Below are 20,726 nucleotides of genomic sequence, written 5' to 3'. Positions count from 1 at the left end.
TACCGCCGTGTCCTCGTCCCGGAGGCCGAGAGCCGTGCGGATGTCCGCGGGCGGATTTCGTCTCCGTCACGTCGAGGAGTTCGGCACATTGCCTGCGCGTCAGCCGCCAATGAGGCGGCTGACGAAGCCGGCGTGCAGCAGACGCTCGTACGCGTCGTACACCTCGCCTGGTACGTCCTGCTCGAGGGCGAAGCCGAGCTTCGGATACTCGATCACCCGTTGCAGGTCTCCGACCAGCATGTCCACTACGAGCTTCTCGTCGCCGATGGACTTGATGTAGTCGTCCAACTTCAGCGGCTCGGAGGCGCAGACGATGTCGGCCTCGGGCCACAGTTTGCGGCACGTCGCGTACGAACGGCGCTCCATGTACGGCTTGGAGATGAGGAGCAGCGACTCGACCTCGACGCCCGCATCGGCCAGCAGCTTTCGGGAGAAGGCGATGTTCTGGCCGGTGTTCGCGGCCTTGGGCTCGACGAGGATCGCCTTGTCCGGAACGCCCAGGCCCAGGGCGTGCTCGCGATAGTGCACGGCCTCGCCGCGCGGGAACCGGGCGCGGGTGGTGGGGCTGTTGCCGCCGCTGAACACCACGATGGGGAAGAGGCCGGAACGGAACAGTTCGGCGGCTGTGCTGGCCACCCCGAGGTCGTGGCTTCCCAGGCCGATCGCCGCCGAGCAGGGCCGCACTTCATGCCCCATCCGGTGGTAGTCCCAGATCAACGTCGCGTCGTGGAACTGCTCGTCAGTGATCTGGCGCTCCGGCACTGGCACTCCCTGGCTCATCCCTGCTGGGCTCCTCGGATGCCCTCGATGCTGCGCAACTGGTGGCTCAGCCCGTACCGGCGGGCCACCTGTGCCGCCTGGTCGAGGACGGACAGCCCATCATTCCGGGTCGCCGCATCCGACAGAAGGATGTGCCCGTAGGCGGTGTCCAGCCGCACCCGCTGCATCGGGGAGTCGACCGTACTCGTGGTGCGTGCGACGTCAATGTAGTGCAGAGCCTGGTCCAGCTCGCCCGCGCCTCGGTGAGCCAAGGCCGGCTTCTGATGGGCCACCGACCAGTCCTCCGGCTCACCGAGCATCTCGAACTCGCGCGTGGCAGCCGTCATGACCTCCGTGGCGTACGCGTTGTTGCCTTCCTTGCTCAGGGCCGTACCCACCCACAGTCGGGCCCGTGCGCGGTCGCGCGGTCCGAGGCGTTCGTCGCTCGCGAGCTGCTCATAGCGGCGGGCCGAGGCTTCAAGTCGGCCCGACATCTCCTCGACGACCGCGAGGCACAAGTCGATCTGGGCGACGCGGCGAGGAATGTCGAGGTTGGTGAACATGTCGCGCGCGGTCAGGTAGGAGTGGCGGGCGGACAGCGGGCCGAGGATCGCGCCCTGGCCCCGGTGCAGATCGCCGATGAGTGCTAGAGAACGGCCGTACAGATACCGCCCCTTGTCGTCGAGGCTGTGGGGATCATGACGTCCCAGCCAGCGGTTGACCAGAATCGAGCCGAACGCGAAGTCCTGGCGACTGACGCAGACCACGGCGCGCTCAATGTCCTCGGTCCACGTTTCATGGTCAGCGGGCCCTGCCGAGTCCTGCCGGTCGGCAGACAGCATCACCTCTAAGCGGCTCTGCGCAGCGGCGTCGGCTCGTGCCAGCGCGGTGTCGAGGATGGCCTGCGTGTCCGGACGCGGACGAGTCCCGACACCCAGGCTTTCCCACTTGGCGACGGTCCGGAGAGCCACACCGAGATGTTCGGCAAAGGCCCGCGTGCTCATACGCAACGCCGCCCGCAGGGCCTTGCGCATAAGTCCCGCCAGGCGCATCGGCCCCCGTCGCGCGGACCGTGTACGGCGACCATTACTACGTCTCTGCGGTACCCCCCGCTTCCCGCCCATCGCAGCCCCTACCGTTCGGACACGTTCATCGACGGCAACACGACTGTGGCCGTGCGCCCTTACCTCGTCGTCCACGAGCAGCGACAGCGGTGCCGCGAAGCGGGCCACTTCGAGGCTGTGGAGGCCGCCTGATGAACCCCGGCCCGCGTCGCACGCTGCGGCTCCTGCCTTGGAGCAGCCCAGAAGCCAAGCCGTGCTTTCTGATCACCGACGACCGGGGCGGACGCGTATCCCGTCTGGCCGACATCACCGAAGCGACCCAGCTCGACATGGGTGCCCAGCTTCTCGCCCACGCCGACGACCTACTCCCCGACGCAACCGAGACACAACTCCGCTTCCTCGCCGAGCGGCTGGCCGAAGCCCTGCGAGACGTCCTCCGTGTCGCGGACAGCCGAGGTCAGAGGTGCGACGAGGAGCGTCCCCTCCCATGACGCCCGCCGCCGACCGGACTCCCGCGTCACCCGAATGCACCCTCGCCGCCCGCCCCGGCTACCAAGACCTGCACGCCGACTGCCGCCAGACCCGCGACCTGCCCCTGCCCTTCGCCCTCGGCATCCTGCTCCAGCCCCGCTGCGATTGCCCGTGCCACCCGTACCGAAGCAGCCGTACAACGCCGACGCCCCCTGCCCGACAACTCAGGACAGGGGGCGTCGACAACAACCCGCGGCAACCGCCTACTTGACCGGCTCCGGCTCCGGCGCACTCGCGGAGTCCGCCGTCCCCGCCGGCGGCTCGCCGCCGTCGTCGTCGCCCTCGCCCTCCGCGGGCACCGGCGTCTTGACGGAGTCCAGCAGCAGCTGGGCGACGTCCACGACCGTGATGGACTCCTTCGCCTTGCCGTCGTTCTTCTTGCCGTTGACGGAGTCCGTGAGCATCACGAGGCAGAACGGGCACGCCGTCGACACGATGTCGGGGTTCACCGACAGCGCCTCGTCGACACGCTCGTTGTTGATGCGCTTGCCGATGCGCTCCTCCATCCACATCCGCGCACCACCCGCGCCACAGCAGAAGCCCCGCTCCTTGTGACGGTGCATCTCCTCGTTGCGGATGCCCGGGACGCTGGCGATGATCTCGCGCGGGGGCGTGTAGATCTTGTTGTGGCGGCCCAGGTAGCAGGGGTCGTGGTAGGTGATGATGCCCTCGACCGGGGTGACCGGGATGAGCTTGCCCTCGTCCACCAGGTGCTGGAGCAGCTGCGTGTGGTGGATGACCTCGTAGTCGCCGCCGAGCTGCGGGTACTCGTTGCCGAGCGTGTTGAGGCAGTGCGGGCAGGTGGCGACGATCTTCTTCGCCGACTTGGGCTTCGCGGACTCCGGGACGACCTTGCCCTCGTCGTCCATCTCCTCGCCGAACGCCGTGTTCAGAGCCATGACGTTCTCCATGCCGAGCTCCTGGAACAGGGGCTCGTTGCCGAGACGGCGAGCGGAGTCACCGGTGCACTTCTCGTCGCCGCCCATGATCGCGAACTTGACTCCCGCGATGTGGAGGAGTTCCGCGAAGGCCTTCGTGGTCTTCTTCGCGCGGTCCTCCAGGGCGCCGGCGCAGCCGACCCAGTACAGGTACTCGACCTCGGACAGGTCCTCGATGTCCTTGCCGACGACGGGGACCTCGAAGTCGACCTCCTTGAGCCACTCCAGGCGCTGCTTCTTCGCCAGGCCCCAGGGGTTGCCCTTCTTCTCCAGGTTCTTGAGCATCGTGCCCGCCTCGGACGGGAAGGCGCTCTCGATCATCACCTGGTAGCGGCGCATGTCGACGATGTGGTCGACGTGCTCGATGTCCACCGGGCACTGCTCGACACAGGCACCACAGGTGGTGCAGGACCACAGGACGTCCGGGTCGATGACGCCGTTGTCCTCCAGCGTGCCGACCAGGGGGCGCTCGGCCTCCGCCAGGGCGGCGGCGGGCACGCCGGCCAGCTGCTCCTCGGACGCCTTCTCCTCGCCCTCCATCGTCTTGCCGCCGCCCGCCAGCAGGTACGGAGCCTTGGCGTGCGCGTGGTCGCGGAGCGACATGATCAGCAGCTTCGGGGACAGCGGCTTGCCCGTGTTCCACGCCGGGCACTGCGACTGGCAGCGGCCGCACTCGGTGCACGTGGAGAAGTCCAGCAGGCCCTTCCAGGAGAACTGCTCGACCTGGGAGACACCGAAGACGTCGTCCTCGCCCGGGTCGGTGAAGTCGATCGGCTTGCCGCCGGAGGTCATGGGCTGGAGCGCGCCCAGCGCCGTCCCGCCCGTCGCCTCGCGCTTGAACCAGATGTTCGGGAAGGCCAGGAAGCGGTGCCAGGCGACACCCATGTTGGTGTTCAGCGAGACCACGATCATCCAGATGAACGAGGTGCCGATCTTGATCATCGCCACCAGGTAGACCAGGTTCTGCAGCGCCGGGACGCTCAGCCCCTTGAAGGCCAGCACCAGCGGGTACGACGCGAAGTACGACGCCTCGTAGTGGTCGACGTGGTGGAGCGCGCCCTCCAGGCCCCGCAGGACGTAGATCGCCAGGCCGATGGTGAGGATGACGTACTCGACGAAGTACGCCTGGCCGGCCTTGGAACCGGCGAAGCGGGACTTGCGGCCGGCCCGCGAGGGCAGGCTCAGCAGCCGGATCACCATGAGCACCGCGATGCCCAGGACCGTCATCACGCCGATGAACTCGATGTACAGCTCGAACGGCAGGAAGTCGCCGATGACCGGCAGCACCCAGTCGGCCTGGAACAGCTGGCCGAAGGCCTGGGCCAGGGTGGGCGGCAGTGTCAGGAAGCCGACGGCGACGAACCAGTGGGCGATACCGACGATCCCCCACCGGTTCATGCGCGTGTGGCCGAGGAACTCCTTCACCAGGGTCACGCTGCGCTGGTAGGGGTTGTCGGTCCGGGTACCGGCGGGCACGGGCTGGCCCAGCTTGAAGTACCGGACGAACTGGCCGATCGCGCGTGCGAGCAGCGCGACGCCGACCACGGTCAAGACCAGCGACACGATGATCGCGGCGAGTTGCATGGGGGCTCCTCGGGCCTGCGAGGGTTTTGTCGGGGGAACCTGTCGTTCTCGAGGATTCCCCGAGATTACTAAGCGGTAACTTATGCAGTCCGTCTGAGACTACCCCTATCTTCCGCAGCACTGTAGCCGGGTGGGCAGTGATCTGAATCGCTGAGGGTTGCCTCAGGAACCGCCCGGATCCGGCCGGCGATTCCATCGTGGATCCGGTCGTGGATCCGGGTGTGGATCCCGTCGTGTTATGAGTGCCGAATTGTCATAGTTACGCCTAACTTATATCCGTGCTCTATGGGATCAGCGCCGCCGCCACCGCCCTCCTCCTCACCGCCCTCCTCTCGGCCCTCCTCCGGGCTCCCGCCCTGCGCCTCCGCGTCCTCGACCGGCGACGGAAGCGGGGGGTGCCGTTGTCCGGGGGTGTGGCCGTCGCGCTCGTCGTGGGGTCGGTCATGTGGGCGGGGGAGTGGATCGGGGTCGCGCCGCCCGTGGCCGACGGGGTCCGGGAGCTCCTCGTCGCCGGCGGTGTGGTCGCCGTGCTCGGGCTCGCCGACGACGTGTGGCGGCTGCGGCGGTGGGTGCTCGTCGCCGGTACGGCCGTGGCGGCGGCGTGCGTCGTGCCGTACGGCGAGACCGGGGCCGGGGGCGGGCTGCTCGCCGTCGGGTGGGTCGTATGCGTGACCTTCGCTTTCCGGGGGCTCGATCACGCCGACGGGCTCGCGGGTTCCGTGGGGGTGGTGACCGCCTTCGGGGTGGCGGCGTGTGCGGCCGTGGAGACGATGGACGGGATCGCCGTGCTGATGAGCGTGCTGGCCGCCGCGCTGACCGGGTTCCTGCCGCACAACCGGCATCCCGCGCGGGCCGCGCTCGGGGCGTGCGGGTCGATGTCCGCCGGGTTCGTGCCGGCCGCGGGTGCCGTGTACACGCGGGCCGGGTCCGGGTTGGGGGAGAGTGCCGGGGTGCTGTTCGCGCTGACCGCCGTGGTGTGTGCCGACGCCGTACTGGTGCCGCTGGCGCGGCGGTTGGGCGGGCGGGCCGTTCTCCGGAGCGGGCCGGATCATCTCGCGCACCGACTGAGGCGGCTCGGGTTGACCGTGCCGGGGACGACTCTGCTGCTGGGGGCCGGCGCGTTCTCCGGTGTGCTCGTCGGGGTACTCGCGCACGCCGGCTGGGTGGGGAGCGACGCCCTGTGGTGGGTGGCCGGAGTGGCTCTCGTGGCTGTGTTCGCCCTCTCCCGTGTTCCTGTGTACGGCGATCGACGCACCGTATCTCCGCAGGTCAGAGCGTCGTTGCGTGTAAGGAACGGATAAGACTTGAGCCTGCTTGACTCAGCTCTGTTGACCGGTCGGGAGGCGTCGTGCACACTTGAGTCCGTTCCACTCAAGTCAGCTGGAGGAATCAACCATGGCACGTGCGGTCGGCATCGACCTGGGCACGACTAACTCCGTCGTCAGCGTTCTGGAGGGCGGCGAGCCCACCGTCATCACCAACGCCGAGGGCGCCAGGACCACGCCGTCCGTCGTCGCCTTCGCCAAGAACGGTGAGGTGCTCGTCGGAGAGGTGGCCAAGCGTCAGGCGGTCACCAACGTGGACCGGACCATTCGGTCGGTCAAGCGGCACATGGGCACCGACTGGAAGATCGATCTCGACGGGAAGCCCTTCAACCCGCAGCAGATCAGCGCCTTCGTGCTCCAGAAGCTGAAGCGGGACGCCGAGTCCTACCTGGGCGAGAAGGTGACCGACGCGGTCATCACCGTCCCGGCGTACTTCAACGACTCCGAGCGCCAGGCCACGAAGGAGGCCGGCGAGATCGCCGGTCTGAACGTGCTGCGCATCGTCAACGAGCCCACCGCGGCCGCCCTGGCGTACGGCCTCGACAAGGACGACCAGACCATCCTGGTCTTCGACCTCGGTGGCGGTACGTTCGACGTCTCGCTGCTGGAGATCGGCGACGGTGTCGTCGAGGTGAAGGCCACCAACGGTGACAACCACCTCGGTGGTGACGACTGGGACCAGCGCATCGTCGACTACCTGGTCCAGCAGTTCCAGTCCGGCCACGGCGTGGACCTGGGCAAGGACAAGATGGCCCTCCAGCGTCTGCGCGAGGCCGCCGAGAAGGCCAAGATCGAGCTGTCCTCGTCCACCGAGACCTCGATCAACCTGCCCTACATCACCGCCTCCGCCGAGGGCCCCCTGCACCTCGACGAGAAGCTCACCCGCGCCCAGTTCCAGCAGCTGACCGCGGACCTGCTGGAGCGCTGCAAGACGCCGTTCCACAACGTCATCAAGGACGCCGGGATCAACCTCTCCGAGATCGACCACGTCGTTCTCGTCGGCGGCTCGACCCGTATGCCCGCCGTCGCCGAGCTCGTCAAGGAGCTGACCGGCGGCAAGGACGCCAACAAGGGCGTGAACCCGGACGAGGTCGTCGCCATCGGCGCCGCCCTGCAGGCCGGTGTCCTCAAGGGTGAGGTCAAGGACGTCCTGCTCCTCGACGTCACCCCGCTGTCCCTCGGTATCGAGACCAAGGGCGGCATCATGACCAAGCTCATCGAGCGCAACACCACGATCCCGACCAAGCGGTCCGAGATCTTCACGACGGCCGAGGACAACCAGCCGTCCGTGCAGATCCAGGTCTACCAGGGCGAGCGCGAGATCGCGGCGTACAACAAGAAGCTCGGGATGTTCGAGCTGACCGGTCTGCCCCCGGCGCCGCGCGGCGTCCCGCAGATCGAGGTCTCCTTCGACATCGACGCCAACGGCATCATGCACGTGACCGCGAAGGACCTGGGCACGGGCAAGGAACAGAAGATGACCGTCACCGGCGGCTCCTCGCTGCCGAAGGACGAGGTCGACCGCATGCGCCAGGAGGCCGAGCAGTACGCGGAGGAGGACCACAAGCGCCGCGAGGCCGCCGAGTCCCGCAACCAGGGCGAGCAGCTCGTCTACCAGACCGAGAAGTTCCTCAAGGACAACGAGGACAAGGTCCCGGGCGAGATCAAGACCGAGGTCGAGGAAGCCGTCAATGAGCTGAAGGAGAAGCTCAAGGGCGAGGACACGGCCGAGATCCGCACCGCCACGGAGAAGGTCGCGGCCATCTCGCAGAAGCTCGGCCAGGCCATGTACGCCGACGCGGGCGCCGCGCAGGCCGCCGACGGCGCCTCCGCGGGAGCCGGTGCGGGTGCCGGCGCCGGTGACGCCAAGGCCGACGACGACGTGGTCGACGCCGAGATCGTGGACGACGAGCGGAAGGACGGTGCCGCGTGACGGAGGAGACCCCGGGCTTCGACGAGCAGCAGCCCGACGTCCCTTCCGGCGCCACCTCCGACGACGCCGAGCCGAAGGCCGACTCCCCCTCGCCGGAGGAGGGGGCGGCCCCGGCCGGGGACACGGGCCAGGACGTGGCTCTGGTGGCCCAGCTGGACCAGGCACGCACGGCGCTCAGCGAGCGCACGGCGGACCTCCAGCGCCTCCAGGCCGAGTTCCAGAACTACCGCCGCCGGGTCGAGCGTGACCGGATCGCGGTCAAGGAGATCGCCATCGCGAACCTCCTGACCGAGCTCCTGCCCGTGCTCGACGACATCGGCCGCGCACGTGAGCACGGCGAACTGGTCGGCGGCTTCAAGTCCGTCGCCGAGTCGCTGGAGAGCACGGCGGCCAAGATGGGCCTCCAGCAGTTCGGCAAGGAGGGCGAGCCCTTCGACCCGACGATCCACGAAGCCCTGATGCACAGCTACGCGCCGGACGTCACCGAGACGACGTGCGTGGCGATTCTGCAGCCCGGGTACCGGATCGGCGAGCGCACCATCCGCCCCGCGCGGGTGGCGGTGGCCGAGCCCCAGCCGGGGGCGCAGACGGTCAAGGCGGACGAGACCGCCGAAGCCGACGACAAGGAGAGCGGTGGCCCGGAAGAGGGCTGACGGCATAGCGGACGAAGGGAAGGAGGGGCGTCGAGGATGAGCACCAAGGACTTCATCGAGAAGGACTACTACAAGGTCCTCGGCGTCCCCAAGGACGCCACCGAGGCCGAGATCAAGAAGGCGTACCGGAAGCTCGCCCGCGAGTACCACCCGGACGCCAACAAGGGCAACGTCAAGGCGGAGGAGCGCTTCAAGGAGATCTCCGAGGCCAACGACATCCTCGGCGATCCCAAGAAGCGCAAGGAGTACGACGAGGCACGCGCCCTCTTCGGCAACGGCGGCTTCCGCCCGGGGCCCGGCGCGGGCGGCGGCTCCTTCAACTTCGACCTGGGCGACCTCTTCGGAGGCGCCCCGGGCGGTCAGGGAGCCGGCGGTTTCGGCGGTGGACTCGGTGACGTCTTCGGGGGCCTGTTCAACCGCGGCGGCGCGGGCCCGGGCACGCGTACGCACCCCCGGCGCGGCCAGGACATCGAGTCCGAGGTCACGCTGAGCTTCACGGAGGCGATCGAGGGCGCGACCGTCCCGCTGCGGATGTCCTCGCAGTCGCCCTGCAAGGCCTGTTCGGGCACCGGCGACAAGAACGGCACACCGCGGGTGTGTCCGACCTGCGTCGGTACCGGACAGGTCGCCCGGGGCAGCGGCGGTGGCTTCTCCCTCACCGACCCCTGCCCGGACTGCAAGGGCCGCGGCCTGATCGCGGAGAACGCCTGCGAGGTCTGCAAGGGCAGCGGCCGGGCCAAGTCCTCGCGGACCATGCAGGTGCGCATCCCCGCGGGCGTCAGCGACGGCCAGCGGATCCGGCTGCGCGGCAAGGGGGCGCCGGGCGAGCGCGGCGGCCCGGCGGGCGATCTGTACGTGGTCGTGCACGTCGACTCCCACCCGGTGTTCGGCCGTAAGGACGACAACCTCACCGTCACCGTCCCGGTGACCTTCGCCGAGGCGGCCCTCGGCGGCGAGGTCCGGGTGCCGACGCTGGGCGGGCCGCCCGTCACGCTGAAGCTGCCGCCGGGCACGCCCAACGGCCGCACGATGCGCGCCCGGGGCAAGGGCGCGGTCCGCAAGGACGGCACCCGGGGCGACCTCTTGGTCAGCGTCGAGGTGAGTGTTCCGCAGGACCTGACGGGGAAGGCTCGTGACGCACTCGAGGCGTATCGCGAGGCGACCGCGGGTGAGGATCCGCGGGCGGATCTGTTCCAGGCCGCGAAGGGAGCATGAGTCAGATGGACGGTCGTCGACGCAACCCGTATGAACTGACCGAGGAAACCCCGGTCTACGTCATCTCGGTGGCGGCCCAGCTGTCCGGCCTGCACCCGCAGACCCTGCGCCAGTACGACCGCCTGGGTCTGGTGTCTCCGGACCGTACCCCGGGCCGGGGGCGCCGCTATTCGGCCCGGGACATCGAACTGCTGCGCACCGTCCAGCAGTTGTCGCAGGACGAGGGCATCAACCTGGCGGGCATCAAGCGCATCATCGAACTGGAGAACCAGGTCGCCGCGCTCCAGGCCCGTGTGGCCGAGCTGGAGGACGCGCTCGACGGTGCGGCGGCGGCCATGCGGCAGCGCGAAGCGGCGGTGCACGCGTCGTACCGCCGTGACCTGGTGCCGTACCAGGAGGTCCAGCAGACCAGCGCGCTGGTGGTGTGGCGGCCGAAGCGGCAGCAGCAGTCGGACTGACGCGCGTACGCCTGTGAAAGGGGCCGGGAGGAGACTCCCGGCCTCTTTCGTATGTCTTGGGACGTTTTCGCTGGGTCTCCCGTGGATGGCTGGATGGTGCAAGGCACCGGGAGGCGATTCCGCAGGGTCTTCACAACTGCTGCGGAGCGTGGTGTTGTCATCTCGTTAAGTGGTTCCGCTTGACGCTGGGGGCGCGTCCGCGTTGGCTTTTCAGTCACATGGGCCACAAAGGTGTGCCCACGTCCGAATCACACGCGAAGTGAGCTCCCGCATGCGTCGTCGTATCTCCATATCCGTGGCCGCGGCCACGATGTCCGTCACGCTCGCCGGCTGCGGTGTGCTCAACGCGACCGGGAGCAGCGACGACGCGAGCCCGACGAAGGGCAACGACATCACGGTGGGCCTGCTGCTGCCGGAGAAGGCGAACACCCGGTACGAGAACTTCGACTACCCCATCATCAAGACGAAGGTCGAGTCCCTCACCAACGACCGGGGCCGCGTCGAGTACGCCAACGCCGAGGCGAGCGCGGACAAGCAGGCCGACCAGCTGCAGCAGATGATCGACCGCCGGGTCGACGTGATCCTGCTGGACGCCGTCGACGCACACGCCATCGCCGACGGCGTGAAGAAGGCCAAGGACGCCGGCATCCCGGTCATCGCCTACGACCGGCTGGCCGAGGGCCCGATCGACGCGTACATCTCCTTCGACAACGAACTGGTCGGCGAGGTCCAGGGACGCACCCTGCTGGAGGCCATCGGCGAGAAGGCGAGCCTCTCCGACAAGATCGTCATGATGAACGGCTCGTCGACGGACCCGAACGCCAAGCAGTTCAAGGCCGGTGCGATGTCCGAGCTCAACGGCAAGGTGACGATCGCGCAGTCCTTCGACACCAAGGACTGGAAGCCGGAGAACGCGCAGGCCAACATGGCCGAGGCGATCGAGAAGATCGGCAAGGACAACATCGTCGCGGTGTACTCCGCCAACGACGGCATGGCGGGCGGCATCGTCAAGGCGCTGGAGTCCGCGGGCGTGACCGACCTGCCGCCGATCACCGGCCAGGACGCGGAGCTCCCGGCGGTGCAGCGGATCATCACCGGCGACCAGTACATGAGCGTGTACAAGTCGTACCCGCAGGAGGCCGAGAACGCCGCGGAGATGGCCGTGGCCAGGGTCCAGGGCCGCGACATCCAGTTCGCCGCGCTCACCCGCGACAAGGTCGACAGCCCCACCCACAAGGGCATCCCCGCCCAGCTCGTGCCCGTGGTGGCGCTGACGAAGGAGAACATCAAGGACACGGTGGTCGCGGACGACATCTACAAGCTGTCGGACATCTGCACGGCGAAGTACAAGACGGCTTGCGCGGCGATCGGGCTCAAGTAGCCGGTTCCGGCGCTCGCGGTGTACCGGCCCGTCCCGGGCGTCCTGCCAGGGTGATCGCCCGGAGCAGCCACTCGGCGGGCCCGTGCCGGAAGCGCCGGATCCACGCCGTGCTGAGGGCGAGCTGGAGCGCGTACACGGCGCCCGCGAGCAGCAGCACGGCGGCAGCTCCCACGCGTCCGTAGAGGGACAGGCCGTACGCCGTGGCCACGAACATCATGGTCAGGGACTGCCCGAGGTAGTTCGTGAGCGCCAGGCGGCCCGCCGGGGCGAACAGCCGCTGGATCCGGTTTCCCCAGGGCGAGTGCAGCAGGAGCAGCAGGGTGCAGGCGTACGCGGCGGACAGGGCGGGCGCCGTCAGCATGCCCACGCCGATTCCCAGGAAGTGCCATCGGTCGTCCAGCGGCCCGTGGGCGGCGGAGGCGAAGAAGACGGCCCCCGGGGCTCCGACGGCCAGTCCGGTGGCGGTGATCCGGAGCAGCCGGGAGCGGTCCGCTCCGCCCGGGGCGAGCAGGCGCCGCTTTCCCGCCGCCAGGCCGACGAGGAACGCGGCGAGCACGCCCGGGGCCATGAGGAGAACGCCGAGGAGCGCCAGGGGCAGCCGGTCCAGGTTCTCCTGTACGACCGTGCCGGCGCTGCCACGGTAGGCGGCCACGGTGCTCGCGATCTCCTGTCGAGGGATGGACTCCTCCTCGTCGGCCCACGCGGCCAGTGCCCCCAGCCCGGTGAGGAGGACACCGAAGACCCCATAGATCCAGACGGCGGCCTTCACGGCGGTGGCCGGTCTGATCCGCCGTGCGCACAACAGGGCCAGTCCCAGGACGCCGTAGGTCATGAGGATGTCGCCGTCGTACAGCAGGACGGCGTGCACCAGGCCGAGCAGCACCAGGCCCAGGGACCGGCGCAGGTAGCGTGCGGTGACGTTCGCTCCGTCCCGTTCGGCGGAGACCGTCTGGAGGGTGAAGCTGTAGCCGAACAGGAACGAGAACAAGAGGTAGAACTTGGTGGCCGCGAACGCCGTCACCAGCCACATGGCGACCTGGTCCCAGAGGGGCGCCCCGGGCTCGCGGATCCCTTCCGACACGTAGGGATCCATGATCTGCGCGCTGTTGACCGTCAGGATGCCCAGCAGGGCGAAACCGCGTAACGCGTCAACGGCGGGCAGACGCCGGAGCTCGACTCGTGTCTGCATGCCGGGCCTCCCGCCGCCGGTAGATCTGCCATCCACACCAACACCGCGGTGAACCCGCCCGGGTTCACCGTACCGCTCACAGCCGCGCGGACCGGCGCGAACGGAAGCCGGTCCGGAACATGGCCTGTTCCCGGGATCCGCTCGACGACCGGGCCGAAGACGCGCTCCAGCAGGAGAGCCTGCGGATCGGCTGCGTTCGCGCCACTCCCCTCTCGCTCCAAGCGCCCATGAGGGCGGCTGCGCATACCGGTGGCAAATGGGGCGAAGAGGGGTTCTGGTGTGGTGAAGCCGTGTTGCGGACCAGGTCCCGTCCGCGCATAGTTGCGCTGCGAAGGACGGCGAAACCGGGGGTGGGATCGGCGATGGCCTGGCACGGGGCGGAGGAGCATCCACATGGTGCTGACCGACTGTGCGAGGCCGGGGATCGCGTGTATTCCCGGGCCGTACGGCGGGGCCGCGTGCCGCGCCGGGACGCCGATCCGGTGCCCTGCCTGCTGGAACTGGCCCTGCTGCACCCGGACCCCGACGACATGGACTGGCTGGTGCCGACCTCCCCGCAGGAGGTCATGACCCGGCTGCTGCGCGGGATGTACGACGAGGTCAGCGCGAGCCAGCGTCGGGTGGGTTCGGCCGTGGCGGCGTTCGAGTGGTACGCCGGGCTGGGGCGTCAGGTACAGCCGGCCCCGTCGGCGAGCGAGGGTCCGGCGATCCGGGTGCTGGACGGGCTCGGCCGGATCCAGACCGCGATGGACGAGGCGACCCAGGCGTGCACGACCGAGGTGCTCACCGTGCAGCCCGGCGGCATCCGGCGCGAGGCGGAACTCTCCGAGGGGCTGCACCGGGCGCTGGCGCTGCGCGGCCGTGGCGTGCGGATGCGGGACCTGTACACGCATGTCGCCCGGCACGGGCACGGGCTGCTGAACTATCTGGAGCTGATGGGCGACTCGGTGGAGGCGCGCACGTTGGACGAGGTGATCGACCGGCTGATCCTCTTCGACCGGACGGTGGCCTTCATCCCCGCCAACACCGACCGCACGATGGCCCTGGAGCTACGGCACCCGGCGATCGTCGAGTACCTGGTCACGGTGTTCGAGCGGCTCTGGCGCCTGGCCATCCCGCTGACCGCCCCGCTCCCCGACACCGGCATCGAGGGCATCTCCCACCGGGAGCAGTCCATCGCCGCGCTGCTGGCGGAGGGGCACCAGGACGCGGTGATCGCGGAACGGCTGGGGATAAGCGTGCGGACGTGCCGGGCGCATATCGCCCGGCTGTCGGAGACGCTGGGGGCGGCGAGCCGTACGCAGTTGGGTGTGCGGATCGCCCAGGTGGGGCTCGACGGTCCGCCGCGGCCGGCTGTCTCCCCGACGCTCAGTGTTCCTGGTCAAGAATCCCGGACTGCCCGATGAGATAGCCCAGTTGGGCCCTGCTCCGGCTGCCCAGCGTCGCCGCGAGCTTGGCGATGTGGACGCGGGCGGTACGGATGTTCATGCCCAGACGGTCGGCGATGACAGCGTCGGTGTGGCCTTCGGTGAGGAGGGCGGCTATGGCGCGTTGGCGGGCGGTGATGCCCTCGTGGGAGGGCTCGGGTGCGGCTTCGGGAAACATGGGGGTGGCCAGGCGCCAGAGGCGGTCGAAGGTGGTGGCCAGGTGGTCGACGATGGCCGGTTGCCGGATCTCCAGGGCCAGTCCGCCGTCCTTGTCGGCCGGCACGAAGGCCACGGCGCGGTCGACGAGGATGAGACGGTCGGGGACTTCGTCCAGCGAGCGCGCTTCGACGTCGCCCTTCAGGCGCTCGTGACGGGCGGTGATCGTCGGGAAGTGGCGCATCGTGTGCGGGTACAGGGTGCGCAGGCGGCAGCCGCGGTCCAGCGCGGCCTGATCGCGGCCGAAGGCCGTGGCATCGGCCACTTGCCCGCGTTCGCCGGTGAGTCCGGCGCGGGGCTGGACACTGGCTGTCTCCTCAGAGGCTTCGGCCATGGCTTCGGTGATGGCCTGGTTGATCCGCTCCGTGCCGGTGAGCAGCCGGATCGTGGGGGTGTCGGTGACCGCGGGGTGCGGGCCGGCTGTCCTCATCAGGGAGCCGAACGTCTCGGCCAGTCGTGCCTCACGCCGCCGCTCGCTCGCGATCCGCTCCTCGGAGGTCCGCAGCAGCCGGTGCAGCGCGACGACCGGGGCGACGGGCTCCAGCCGGAACGGTTCGTCGACGGCGGGGTGCAGCAGCCCCAGGTCGACGAGGCAGGGGGCGGCCTGGGCGTCCTCGGCCGACAACTGCCCGTGGCGCAGGGCCCGTTCATACAGCTCCGTGCCCGCGGAGCACAGGTCCTCCATGCCGTGCTCGCGGTGCGGCGCGCTCACTCGGGCGCTCCCTCCCGCTCCAGGATTCCCGACTGCGCGATGAGATAGCCTAGTTGGGCCCGGCTGCCGCTGCCCAGGAGCGAGGCGAGCTTGGCTATGTGGGCTCGGCATGTACGCACGTTCATGCCCAGGCGGCGAGCGATGGCCTCGTCGACGTGGCCCTCTACGAGGAGCTTGGCGATGGAGTACTGGATCTCTGTGATGCCGTCCGGCGCGATCTCGTAGGGAGTGCTCTCGCTCAGCGGGACCGCGCGGTTCCACATGAACTCGAACACCTTGATCAGGTAGCGGATGATCCCCGGGTGCCGCAGTTCCAGCGCGACCTGCTGGTCGTCGCGGGTGGGGATGAAAGCGACGGTCTCGTCGCAGATGATCAGGCGTTCCACGAGCTCGTCGATCGTGCGGTATTCCGCCTTGCCGTCGGCGAGCCGGGCGGAGTAGGCCAGCTGCTCCGGGTTGTACCGGGCGGTGTGCTGGTACACCGTGCGTATCCGCACACCGCGTTCTATCAACGGCCGGTCGCGCTTCATCCCCTGGAGGAGGCTGTGTTCGGACACGCGGTCGCTCGGTTGCAGCGTGAGCATCTCGCTCTGGCACTGGGACGTGGCCATGTTCAGCGCGGCGTTGATCCGCTCACCGCCCTCCAGGACGGTGATGGAGTCGCTGGTCGTGGCCATTTGGGCGCCGAGCGTCATGAACGGCTGAAAGGTCTCCGCGAGTTCGACCGCCCGCCGCCTGCGCGCCGCTATCTCCTGTTCCAGGGGGTTGAGCTGCCGGGAGAGGGCCACCACGGGGGGAACCGGCCGCAGCCAGGTCGGATCGTCGGGATCGGGGTGGAGCAGGGCCAGCTCGATCAGACAGGGAGCGGGGTCGGCTTCCTCGCGCGCCAGGCGTCCGGCGCGCAGCGCGATGGTGTATAGACGGCCGCCTTCCTCGCACAACTCCGTAATCGAATGGGGATGTGTCGCATTAGTCTGATTCGATCCCAAATCTCCACCCCCCAGGGTCCTGAACATGCAGGAACATGATGCATTGATTCTGTGGCCATGACGTGCCCGAATGAGCCATCGTCGTACCTGACGGGGGAAAAGGGGACCTTCAAGTGAGGACGAAGCCGACTATGTGCAGCAGAATGCTTCGCTCGGTGCTTGTCGCCGCCTTCTCCGCCGCCGCGGCCCTGGGTGTGCTCGGGGGCTTCTCCGACGCGAAGGACGAGGTGCGGGCGAACAGTACCTGGCCTTCGGTGGCGGTGAACGCCGACGCCGCCAGCAGTGGAAACTCCGCGGGTTCCGCTGCTGACGAAGCCGGGAGCTGACCGTGACCACTCCACCCGACGACCGCTCCTTCCGCCGCGAAATGGCCACCGCCTACCGCTCCGGCTGGCACTTCATCGACCTGGTCACCGCCATCCCCCACAGCGGCGACTCGTTGATGGTGACCGTTTTCGGCGAGCCGGTGGTCGTCACGCGGGACGAGGACGAGGACGTACGGGCTTACCGGTGTCTGCGGCGGCCTCGGGGGGCGCCGCAGCCCGTGCGGTGTGCCGTACGGTACGGAATGATCTTTGTGAACCTGGACCAAAGGGACCACGAGCAGGTGGAGGCCGACTCTCCTGCCCCGAGGACCATCTCTGCCACCCCCCGCAGTGCCTGACGCGATTCCCCCGTCGTAACAGATCGCTCAGGTGCTTCCCCCCGCAGCGGCGTCACCGTGACCTGAACACGGTGACGCCGCTGCAGTTTCTGGCGACATTTCCGGTTGTCGCCGCGGTCACGCTGTGGCTGGATCCAATCGATCACCGGTGTGGATTTTCACTTCGGCGGACCTCGGCGTCAGCCTGGCCATCGCTAGCCTCGCCCCATCGCCCTGGTCAGCTCTATCTCGATCACCACGCGTGCGGGATTCGGCGAGGGTGTCCGTCCGTAGCGCTCTGCGTAGCGGCGTACTGCCTCTGCGACCCGCTCCGGCTCGGCGCGGACGAAGGCCCGGCCCTCCAGTGTCGCCCAGCGCCGGCCCTCCATCTGGCACACGGCGACCGCCGCCCCCTGCTCCCCGGCGGCCAGCACATGCCGCACCTTCACGCTCGCCTTGTTCGTGATCACCCGAGCAAGACGGGCCGCGGGATCGTATGTGACCCCGACGGGTACCACGTGCGGAGTGCCGTCCGGGCGGGGAGTCGTCAGGGTGCACACGTGCCGTTCCCGCCAGAAGCTGAGATACGGCTCATCCGGAGCGCCCGGATCAACGGAGTACTTGGTCGCCATGCCCCGGAACTTAACTCCTGCGACCCTCCCCGAACCGGCATTGAGTGGACTAGACTCAACTTTGTGCAAGCTGTTCGGGTCAGTGCAAGGAGGAGAACGCGAACGTGGACGCCGAGCTGACCAACCGGAGCCGGGACGCGATCAACGCGGCCAGCAACCGGGCCGTGACCGAGGGGCACCCCGACCTCACCCCCGCCCACCTGCTTCTCGCGCTGCTCCAGGGGCGAGGCCCCCGAGAAAACGAGAACATCACCGATCTGCTCGCCGCGGTCGACGCCGATCAGGCGGCCGTACGCGCCGGAGCCGAGCGCGTGCTCGCCGGGCTGCCCAGCGTGACCGGGTCCACCGTGGCGCCGCCCCAGCCCAACCGCGAGATGCTCGCCGTCGTCGCCGACGCGCAGGCCCGCGCCAAGGGCCTCGGGGACGAGTACCTCTCCACGGAGCACCTCCTCATCGGCATCGCCGCGAAGGGCGGCGCGGCCGGCGAGGTGCTGTCCCAGCAGGGCGCCGACGCCAGGAAGCTGCAGGACGCCTTCCAGAAGACGCGGGGAGCGCGCCGGGTGACCACGGCCGACCCCGAGGGCCAGTACAAGGCCCTGGAGAAGTTCGGGACGGACTTCACCGCCGCCGCGCGGGAAGGGAAGCTCGATCCCGTCATCGGGCGGGACCAGGAGATCCGGCGCGTGGTGCAGGTGCTGTCCCGCCGGACCAAGAACAACCCCGTGCTCATCGGTGAGCCCGGGGTGGGCAAGACCGCCGTCGTCGAAGGGCTCGCCCAGCGGATCGTGAAGGGGGACGTGCCGGAGTCGCTGAAGGACAAGCGGCTCGTCGCGCTCGATCTGGGGGCCATGGTCGCCGGGGCCAAGTACCGGGGCGAGTTCGAGGAGCGGCTGAAGACCGTCCTCGCCGAGATCAAGGAATCCGACGGGCAGATCATCACCTTCATCGACGAGCTGCACACCGTCGTGGGGGCGGGCGCCGGCGGTGACTCCGCGATGGACGCGGGCAACATGCTGAAGCCCATGCTCGCCCGCGGTGAGCTGCGCATGGTCGGGGCCACGACCCTCGACGAGTACCGCGAGCGGATCGAGAAGGACGCCGCCCTGGAGCGGCGCTTCCAGCAGGTGCTGGTCGCCGAGCCGACCGTCGAGGACTCCATCGCGATCCTGCGCGGGCTCAAGGGCCGCTACGAGGCCCACCACAAGGTGCAGATCGCGGACAGCGCGCTGGTCGCGGCCGCGAGCCTCTCCGACCGGTACATCACCTCCCGCTTCCTGCCCGACAAGGCCATCGACCTCGTCGACGAGGCGGCATCGCGGCTGCGCATGGAGATCGACTCGTCCCCTGTCGAGATCGACGAACTCCAGCGCGCCGTCGATCGGCTGAAGATGGAGGAGCTCGCGATCGGCAAGGAGACCGACGCGGCCTCCCGCGAGCGCCTGGAGAAGCTGCGCCGCGACCTCGCCGACAAGGAGGAGGAGCTGCGCGGCCTCACCGCCCGCTGGGAGAAGGAGAAGCAGTCCCTCAACCGGGTCGGCGAGCTGAAGGAACGCCTCGACGAGATCCGCGGCCAGGCCGAACGCGCCCAGCGCGACGGCGACTTCGACACCGCCTCCAAGCTCCTCTACGGCGAGATCCCCGCCCTGGAGAAGGAACTGGAGGCCGCCTCCGAGGCCGAGGAGGCGTTGACATCTTCCGCCTCCGGCGGGGGCGCCAAGGACACCATGGTCAAGGAGGAGGTCGGCGCCGACGACATCGCCGACGTCGTCGCCTCCTGGACCGGCATCCCCGCCGGGCGGCTGCTGGAGGGCGAGACGCAGAAGCTGCTGCGCATGGAGGACGAGCTGGGCAAGCGGCTCATCGGCCAGACCGAGGCCGTGCGGGCGGTCAGCGACGCCGTACGACGGTCCCGCGCCGGGATCTCCGACCCCGACCGTCCCACCGGCTCCTTCCTCTTCCTCGGCCCGACCGGTGTCGGCAAGACGGAACTGGCCAAGGCCCTCGCCGACTTCCTCTTCGACGACGAGCGGGCGATGGTCCGCATCGACATGTCGGAGTACAGCGAGAAGCACAGCGTGGCCCGGCTGGTCGGCGCCCCGCCCGGATACGTCGGTTACGAGGAGGGCGGCCAGCTCACGGAGGCCGTGCGCAGGCGGCCGTACTCCGTCGTCCTGCTGGACGAGGTGGAGAAGGCCCACCCCGAGGTCTTCGACATCCTGCTCCAGGTGCTCGACGACGGGCGTCTCACGGACGGCCAGGGCCGCACGGTCGACTTCCGCAACACCATCCTCGTCCTGACGTCGAACCTGGGCAGCCAGTTCCTGGTCGACCCGATCACCAGTGAGGCGGAGAAGAAGGAGCAGGTACTGGAGGTCGTGCGGACCTCCTTCAAGCCGGAGTTCCTCAACCGCCTCGACGACCTGGTCGTCTTCGCCGCCCTGACCAAGCCCGAGCTGGAGCGCATCGCGGGGCTCCAGATCGAGCGCCTGGCCCGGCGCCTCGCCGAGCGACGCCTCACGCTGGACATCACACCCGAGGCCCTGGCCTGGCTCGCGGAGGAGGGCATGGACCCGGCGTACGGCGCCCGCCCGCTGCGCCGCCTCGTCCAGTCCGCCATCGGCGACCGCCTCGCCAAGGAGATCCTCTCCGGCGAGATCAAGGACGGCGACACGGTCCGAGTCGACCGTTCCGGCGACGAGCTCCAGGTGGGACGGGCGGTCGGCAAGACCCTCTGACAGGCCGCTCACGCCCTGACGGCGGCCCGCCCCGCACTTCCGGGGCGGGCCGCCGCATGCCGTGCCCGGGCGAACAGGCCTGGCCGGTGGTCGTCGGCGCGCTCGGCCTCGGTGACCGAGATGGCCTCCCGTCAGGCGGCGACGGCGCGTCGAGGTCTCATCGACGGCGATGGCGGACGAAGGCGGCTTGCGTCTCCCGCCGCACCGCAGCGGCGGCCGCATGCGAGGTATCCGGCCAACTCGGTGCTCCACCCGCGCATTCCGCACCCTTCCGCTTCACGGCATCTTCACGGTTTCCGGCATGAGCCGAACGGTTTTTCGTATCCGGCTGCCGATTCCGCT

18 protein-coding genes are annotated in these 20,726 nt (G+C 69.1%); 11 read left to right on the top strand and 7 right to left on the bottom strand.

All coding sequences use genetic code 11. The annotated features are described in order from the left end of the window. Positions 1 to 99 precede the first annotated feature (99 nt). Together ACZ6TU_RS05840 and ACZ6TU_RS05835 are read right to left on the bottom strand one after the other, a co-directional pair. Positions 100 to 780 (bottom strand): YdcF family protein, encoded by a 681-nt coding sequence (locus ACZ6TU_RS05840; RefSeq protein WP_467674763.1) that lies wholly within the window; start codon positions 778 to 780, stop codon positions 100 to 102. Further along, the gene (locus ACZ6TU_RS05835) at positions 777 to 1,793 is read right to left on the bottom strand and encodes a helix-turn-helix domain-containing protein (protein WP_469546928.1); all 1,017 of its coding nucleotides are present in this window, start codon (positions 1,791 to 1,793) and stop codon (positions 777 to 779) included. Before ACZ6TU_RS05835 ends, ACZ6TU_RS05840 begins: the two co-directional genes overlap by 4 nt. Before the next feature lie 221 nt (positions 1,794 to 2,014). On the opposite strand from ACZ6TU_RS05835, the gene ACZ6TU_RS05830 reads away from it, so the two are divergent. After that, positions 2,015 to 2,314: a hypothetical protein gene (locus ACZ6TU_RS05830; RefSeq protein WP_469546926.1), complete on the top strand. Its 300-nt coding sequence runs from the start codon at positions 2,015 to 2,017 to the stop codon at positions 2,312 to 2,314. A gap of 243 nt (positions 2,315 to 2,557) precedes the next feature. On the opposite strand, the gene ACZ6TU_RS05825 is transcribed toward ACZ6TU_RS05830, so the two are convergent. Continuing rightward, positions 2,558 to 4,876: a (Fe-S)-binding protein gene (locus ACZ6TU_RS05825; protein WP_467674769.1), complete on the bottom strand. Its 2,319-nt coding sequence runs from the start codon at positions 4,874 to 4,876 to the stop codon at positions 2,558 to 2,560. Between the two features lie 278 nt (positions 4,877 to 5,154). Between ACZ6TU_RS05825 and ACZ6TU_RS05820 the strand changes: the two genes are divergently transcribed. From ACZ6TU_RS05820 to ACZ6TU_RS05795, 6 genes are all read left to right on the top strand, one after another. Further along, on the top strand, positions 5,155 to 6,177 hold the full coding sequence (locus ACZ6TU_RS05820; RefSeq protein WP_469546923.1) for an MraY family glycosyltransferase: 1,023 nt from the start codon (positions 5,155 to 5,157) through the stop codon (positions 6,175 to 6,177). A gap of 94 nt (positions 6,178 to 6,271) precedes the next feature. Then, positions 6,272 to 8,134 carry a molecular chaperone DnaK gene (gene dnaK, locus ACZ6TU_RS05815; protein ID WP_469546920.1) on the top strand — a complete coding sequence of 621 codons (1,863 nt, stop codon included), beginning with the start codon at positions 6,272 to 6,274 and terminating at the stop codon, positions 8,132 to 8,134. Continuing rightward, the gene (gene grpE, locus ACZ6TU_RS05810) at positions 8,131 to 8,787 is read left to right on the top strand and encodes a nucleotide exchange factor GrpE (RefSeq protein ID WP_467674774.1); all 657 of its coding nucleotides are present in this window, start codon (positions 8,131 to 8,133) and stop codon (positions 8,785 to 8,787) included. The genes dnaK and grpE overlap by 4 nt, the downstream gene beginning before the upstream one ends. A 36-nt stretch (positions 8,788 to 8,823) precedes the next feature. Next, complete coding sequence (gene dnaJ / locus ACZ6TU_RS05805) at positions 8,824 to 10,002, top strand: molecular chaperone DnaJ (RefSeq protein WP_467674776.1); 1,179 nt, start codon at positions 8,824 to 8,826, stop codon at positions 10,000 to 10,002. Positions 10,003 to 10,007: 5 nt separating this feature from the next. Beyond that, on the top strand, positions 10,008 to 10,460 hold the full coding sequence (locus ACZ6TU_RS05800; RefSeq protein ID WP_020269597.1) for a heat shock protein transcriptional repressor HspR: 453 nt from the start codon (positions 10,008 to 10,010) through the stop codon (positions 10,458 to 10,460). 271 nt (positions 10,461 to 10,731) lie between these two features. Beyond that, positions 10,732 to 11,841 carry a sugar ABC transporter substrate-binding protein gene (locus ACZ6TU_RS05795; protein WP_467674778.1) on the top strand — a complete coding sequence of 370 codons (1,110 nt, stop codon included), beginning with the start codon at positions 10,732 to 10,734 and terminating at the stop codon, positions 11,839 to 11,841. On the opposite strand, the gene ACZ6TU_RS05790 is transcribed toward ACZ6TU_RS05795, so the two are convergent. Then, a complete protein-coding gene (locus ACZ6TU_RS05790) occupies positions 11,834 to 13,030 on the bottom strand; it encodes a DUF418 domain-containing protein (RefSeq protein ID WP_467674780.1) in 1,197 nt (398 codons plus the stop codon). The genes ACZ6TU_RS05795 and ACZ6TU_RS05790 overlap by 8 nt on opposite strands. Before the next feature lie 362 nt (positions 13,031 to 13,392). Between ACZ6TU_RS05790 and ACZ6TU_RS05785 the strand changes: the two genes are divergently transcribed. Beyond that, positions 13,393 to 14,436 (top strand): helix-turn-helix transcriptional regulator, encoded by a 1,044-nt coding sequence (locus ACZ6TU_RS05785; RefSeq protein ID WP_469546914.1) that lies wholly within the window; start codon positions 13,393 to 13,395, stop codon positions 14,434 to 14,436. Here the strand turns inward: ACZ6TU_RS05785 and ACZ6TU_RS05780 are convergent. Both ACZ6TU_RS05780 and ACZ6TU_RS05775 read right to left on the bottom strand, forming a co-directional pair. Further along, positions 14,399 to 15,385, bottom strand: a complete 987-nt coding sequence (locus ACZ6TU_RS05780) for a helix-turn-helix transcriptional regulator (RefSeq protein WP_467674784.1) — start codon at positions 15,383 to 15,385, stop codon at positions 14,399 to 14,401. The genes ACZ6TU_RS05785 and ACZ6TU_RS05780 overlap by 38 nt on opposite strands. Next, positions 15,382 to 16,401 carry a helix-turn-helix transcriptional regulator gene (locus ACZ6TU_RS05775; RefSeq protein ID WP_467674786.1) on the bottom strand — a complete coding sequence of 340 codons (1,020 nt, stop codon included), beginning with the start codon at positions 16,399 to 16,401 and terminating at the stop codon, positions 15,382 to 15,384. The genes ACZ6TU_RS05780 and ACZ6TU_RS05775 overlap by 4 nt, the downstream gene beginning before the upstream one ends. Positions 16,402 to 16,529: 128 nt before the next feature. On the opposite strand from ACZ6TU_RS05775, the gene ACZ6TU_RS05770 reads away from it, so the two are divergent. Continuing rightward, on the top strand, positions 16,530 to 16,700 hold the full coding sequence (locus ACZ6TU_RS05770; RefSeq protein ID WP_279544318.1) for a hypothetical protein: 171 nt from the start codon (positions 16,530 to 16,532) through the stop codon (positions 16,698 to 16,700). 2 nt (positions 16,701 to 16,702) lie between these two features. Continuing rightward, the gene (locus tag ACZ6TU_RS05765; protein ID WP_086604769.1) at positions 16,703 to 17,038 is read left to right on the top strand and encodes a Rieske (2Fe-2S) protein; all 336 of its coding nucleotides are present in this window, start codon (positions 16,703 to 16,705) and stop codon (positions 17,036 to 17,038) included. A gap of 194 nt (positions 17,039 to 17,232) precedes the next feature. Here the strand turns inward: ACZ6TU_RS05765 and ACZ6TU_RS05760 are convergent, their stop codons facing one another. Further along, the gene (locus tag ACZ6TU_RS05760) at positions 17,233 to 17,649 is read right to left on the bottom strand and encodes a pyridoxamine 5'-phosphate oxidase family protein (protein ID WP_467674790.1); all 417 of its coding nucleotides are present in this window, start codon (positions 17,647 to 17,649) and stop codon (positions 17,233 to 17,235) included. Between the two features lie 104 nt (positions 17,650 to 17,753). Between ACZ6TU_RS05760 and clpB the strand changes: the two genes are divergently transcribed. After that, on the top strand, positions 17,754 to 20,384 hold the full coding sequence (clpB, locus tag ACZ6TU_RS05755) for an ATP-dependent chaperone ClpB (RefSeq protein ID WP_467674792.1): 2,631 nt from the start codon (positions 17,754 to 17,756) through the stop codon (positions 20,382 to 20,384). Positions 20,385 to 20,726: the final 342 nt, after the last annotated feature.

The organism is Streptomyces sp. NPDC052064 (assembly GCF_055585925.1).
Note: the sequence above shows the minus strand (reverse complement) of the source record. Positions and strands in the feature narration are given on the sequence as shown.

Coding starts and splice junctions, on each gene's coding strand:
- ACZ6TU_RS05840 (WP_467674763.1), bottom strand. CDS start 780: ATGAGCCAGGGAGTGCCAGTGCCGGAGCGCCAGATCACTGACGAGCAG.
- ACZ6TU_RS05835 (WP_469546928.1), bottom strand. CDS start 1,793: ATGCGCAAGGCCCTGCGGGCGGCGTTGCGTATGAGCACGCGGGCCTTT.
- ACZ6TU_RS05830 (WP_469546926.1), top strand. CDS start 2,015: ATGAACCCCGGCCCGCGTCGCACGCTGCGGCTCCTGCCTTGGAGCAGC.
- ACZ6TU_RS05825 (WP_467674769.1), bottom strand. CDS start 4,876: ATGCAACTCGCCGCGATCATCGTGTCGCTGGTCTTGACCGTGGTCGGC.
- dnaK (WP_469546920.1), top strand. CDS start 6,272: ATGGCACGTGCGGTCGGCATCGACCTGGGCACGACTAACTCCGTCGTC.
- dnaJ (WP_467674776.1), top strand. CDS start 8,824: ATGAGCACCAAGGACTTCATCGAGAAGGACTACTACAAGGTCCTCGGC.
- ACZ6TU_RS05800 (WP_020269597.1), top strand. CDS start 10,008: ATGGACGGTCGTCGACGCAACCCGTATGAACTGACCGAGGAAACCCCG.
- ACZ6TU_RS05795 (WP_467674778.1), top strand. CDS start 10,732: ATGCGTCGTCGTATCTCCATATCCGTGGCCGCGGCCACGATGTCCGTC.
- ACZ6TU_RS05790 (WP_467674780.1), bottom strand. CDS start 13,030: ATGCAGACACGAGTCGAGCTCCGGCGTCTGCCCGCCGTTGACGCGTTA.
- ACZ6TU_RS05785 (WP_469546914.1), top strand. CDS start 13,393: ATGGCCTGGCACGGGGCGGAGGAGCATCCACATGGTGCTGACCGACTG.
- ACZ6TU_RS05775 (WP_467674786.1), bottom strand. CDS start 16,401: ATGTTCAGGACCCTGGGGGGTGGAGATTTGGGATCGAATCAGACTAAT.
- ACZ6TU_RS05760 (WP_467674790.1), bottom strand. CDS start 17,649: ATGGCGACCAAGTACTCCGTTGATCCGGGCGCTCCGGATGAGCCGTAT.